The sequence below is a fragment of the Streptomyces boncukensis genome (genome assembly GCF_011045075.1).
Classification (GTDB): Bacteria; Actinomycetota; Actinomycetes; order Streptomycetales; family Streptomycetaceae; genus Streptomyces; species Streptomyces boncukensis.
In genome coordinates this window covers 1-1,680 of sequence record NZ_JAAKZZ010000906.1, presented here as the reverse complement: position 1 = coordinate 1,680, position 1,680 = coordinate 1, and the positions used below count along the sequence as shown (strand labels likewise).

Annotated in this window: 1 protein-coding gene and 1 pseudogene; both read right to left on the bottom strand. The window is 75.5% G+C overall.

Features of this window, described 5'->3' with window-relative positions; translation table 11 throughout:
- Nucleotides 1–297: pseudogene (locus G5C65_RS36875) on the bottom strand (hypothetical protein); the annotation flags it as partial.
- A gap of 257 nt (nucleotides 298–554) precedes the next feature.
- On the bottom strand, nucleotides 555–1,448 hold the full coding sequence (locus tag G5C65_RS36870) for a TetR/AcrR family transcriptional regulator (protein ID WP_420903402.1): 894 nt from the start codon (nucleotides 1,446–1,448) through the stop codon (nucleotides 555–557).
- Nucleotides 1,449–1,680: the final 232 nt, after the last annotated feature.

Below are 1,680 nucleotides of genomic sequence, written 5' to 3'. Positions count from 1 at the left end.
CCCGTCCGGCTGCTTGGCGTGGCGGCCCCCGGCACGGCGGCGGGACCCGGGCTTCCGGGACCCGCCGTCCTCGCCGCCGCCGCGACGGCGCTTCCGCTGCGCGGGGACACCGCCTTCGCCGGGCGCGGGCTCGCTGGACGCGGACTCGCCGGCGTCCGCTCCGCCCGCCGCCGACTCGGCGCCGGGCGGACCGCCCTGGCCGGGGACACCGGGACCCTGGTGCGGAGGGGGTCCGGGCTCCTGCGCGCCGCCCCGGTCCTCCGGCCCTCCGGCTCGGTCGCCTCTGTCAACACCCATGGCCCAAGCCCCCGTACACACAGTCGCGGCAATCGCAACGGAACACCGCGACAGCGTGTCACACCACCCGTCAAGGGCAACCGGGCCATCGCATCAACCACTCGTCCGGGGTGTCCTCGCGGAGGTTCGCCCCGAGGATTCCCCCGTATGAGCGAGCACGGGCCGCCGGGGAGCGCCGGCCGAGAGCGTCACCCGGCACGGCGGAGCCGCCGCCTCGGCGGAGCCGGAGGCTCCGCCTCGGCGCCGGCGACCTCGCCTCAGCGCACGGTGCGCGAGCGCAGCCCCTCCAGCAGGATGTCCAGCAGCCGGGTGGAGGCCGCCGCCTGCTGGGCCGCGTCCGGGAGCGAGGGCGCCGCTGTCGCTATCACCAGCAGCACATCGCCGACCGTCACATCCGCCCGCAGCTCGCCCGCCGCGCGCGCCCGCTCCACCAGCTGGCCGACCACTGCGAGCAGCTCGGCGGCGCCCGCGTCGTCCTCCAGCGCGTCGAACGCGGTCTCGTGCTCGGCCTCCGGGGCCGGGCGCTGTTCGACCAGGCGCAGGCCGGCCAGGCCGTCGCCGTTCGGGTGCGAGTGCTGCTCCTCGGGCTGGGCCTGCCGCTGCTGCGGGACCCGCGCCTCGCTGTCGGCCCAGCTCTCCGCGCGCAGTATCCGCGGCGGCAGCAGCCGCCCCGCGCCGGAGGCCACCGAGGTGCGCAGGAAGCGGGAGAGCGCCGACCAGGGCTCCTCCTCCTGCCCCAGCGCAGCGCGCGCCTGCTCGGTCAGCCGCGCGGTCTCCTCCTCGGCTATCCGCCGGACCAGCACGTCCTTGCTGGGGAAGCGGCGGTAGACCGTCCCGACCCCGACTCGTGCGCGCCGCGCCACGTCCTCCATCGGCGCGCCGTACCCCAGCTCGCCGAAGACTTCGCGCGCCGCCCGCAGCACGTGCTCCAGATTCCGCTGCGCGTCGACCCGCAGCGGTGTGGTCCGCGCCGCCGTCCCGGCGCTGCCCGGGCCGCTGCCCGGGATGGTGCTCGGAATGGTGCCGTCGCCCGCGCTCGCGGGCCTGTCCGCGCCTCCGGCCGGCTCTGTCTGACCGGTCGTTCCCGAGGCCGCCGGAGCGGCCGACGCGGTGGGCGCCGCGGGTACGGCGGAAACCGCCGGCGACGCCAACTGAGAGCTCTGAATCCCCTGAATGTGCATACTCGTTCCCCCGGTTATCAAAGTCTCCCCCCGGAGACCCCCGCCTTTTCGCAGTCGGTGTGCGGTGCACTGGTCGTCACATGCCACACCCCGCTGGGTTACGAACATAGTTGAGCCCAGGACGTGAGAGAAGGGGGCGGTTCCGTGCATCCCTCTCATCGGGCGGATCGCAGTTGCCCCCGGCCTGTTTCCACCCCCGTCC